Here is a 1861-nt window from a genome sequence, read left to right as displayed (position 1 = left end):
GACGGGGCTTGTATCCGCGCGACCTGAAAGGTCAACTAAACCGCAGCACCGATGCTGCTCGATGATTCTCTTCATCGACCCCTACGTAAAAGACTCAATCCGAGTCCGACTACGCCTAAAGTAAGCAATGAAATAGGTGGAATGCAAGTCACGAAAGTAACCAAAGCTAGATCAGGTCACATCAGGTCAGGAACAAAGGGGAAATATGAATCTGGATGAACGAAAGTGAACGCTTCCGTTTAAACTCCGTGAGCCACCAAATTGCCAAATGACCTGATAGGCAATAACCAAAAAGGTATATGGGTGGGTCAGCTAATGGATACTTAGCCGACCAAGAGAACACAAATCCCATCGGAGGAGAGGAAAAACATCAGGCAATAAAAGCCGGATGGCGCATCCAAATCATACACGAAACTTTAGTTGATACAACAGGGTAAGTCCCACAGAGTCTAAGAGAATGTCTATACTCTCAGTAAGTTGGAGGCAACGAAGACGGAAATCTCTGGGGGATAAAGGAGGGAAGAAAAAGCAAACGCCTTGTTGTAATGGCAAGGATAGTGGTTTATACCTCTGACCGAAAGGAAAGCTGACTTCTTCTGGGTCATATACGAAATTGAAATGTTCAAGAAATCGAACCGACATGAAAAGTTTGATATTAAGTAACAACTTAATAAATGGACATGAGGGACAACTTACTGATTGGAGTCAGGTCAACTGGCATCAAGTCAGGAAGCATGTCAGAAATCTACAACAAAGGATATTTCGTGCCAGACAACTTGGGCAGTGGAAGCAGTTGAGAAGATTGCAGAAACTGTTAGTAAGAAGCTACGCCAACCTACTAATTTCTGTGAGACAAATTACTCAGGTTAACACTGGAAAGCGTACCGCAGGGGTGGATAAGGAGGTTATAAACACTCCAGACGAGCGAGTAAAACTTGTCGATAACTGGTTAATGCCAAAAGCATCACCAACCAAAAGGGTATTCATCCCCAAAGCAAACGGCAAGAAACGTCCTTTAGGGATTCCCACTATCAAGGATAGGGTCGCACAGAATTTGGTAAAAAACATACTAGAACCCGAATGGGAAGCAGTTTTTGAGCCTAACTCATATGGCTTCAGGGCTGGAAGAAGCTGTCACGACGCAATAGAAATGGCATTTATTAAACTCAATGCCAGTCCAAAGCAAGGACACCTCTGGGTTTTAGACGCTGATATCAAAGGATGCTTCGATAACCTAGCCCACGAATCGATTCTCAACATGATTGGGTCTGTTCCCCATAGAGACTTAATCAAAGAATGGATGAAAGCTGGATATGTTTACGGGGGTGTCCACAACCCAACGGAAACAGGAACTCCTCAAGGTGGAATTGTTAGCCCGTTATTGTCCAATATTGGATTACACGGGTTAGAGCAAGCGGTAAAATCCTGGTGTCCAAAACTAGGAATCATCCGTTACGCCGATGACTTTATCATCACTGGTAAAACCAGAGAACAAATTGAGGAAATAGTCCCCAGAGTTAAGCAATGGTTATTAGAACGCGGACTTGAGTTAAGCGAGGAGAAAACTAGGATAGCAAATATAGCTGAAGGTTTTGACTTTTTAGGTTTCAATCTGAAACACTATGACGGTAAACTGCTGATTACTCCCCAAAAAGCTAAAGTATTAGCCAAACTGAAGGAACTTAGCCGCCTTGTTAAATCAATGGCGACCGTTACGCAGGAAGTCCTAATCAAAAAGCTCAATCCAATTCTCCAAGGTTTTGCCAACTATTATCAGGGAGTGGTTAGCAAAGAAACCTTCAAATACATGAGTCATCGTGTTTGGCTAATTCTCTGGTCATGGTGTAAGCGTAGACATCCA

1 protein-coding gene is annotated in these 1861 nt (G+C 43.3%); it reads left to right on the top strand.

All coding sequences use genetic code 11. From position 1 onward, the window contains the following. Positions 1-640: 640 nt before the first annotated feature. On the top strand, positions 641-1861 hold a 1221-nt coding region (ltrA, locus tag QT992_RS33320), incomplete at its 3' end, for a group II intron reverse transcriptase/maturase (protein WP_333378747.1).

The organism is Microcoleus sp. T3_D1 (genome assembly GCF_036700405.1).
Taxonomy (GTDB): Bacteria; Cyanobacteriota; Cyanobacteriia; order Cyanobacteriales; family Microcoleaceae; genus Microcoleus.
This window is presented reverse-complemented; position numbering and strand designations above follow the sequence as displayed.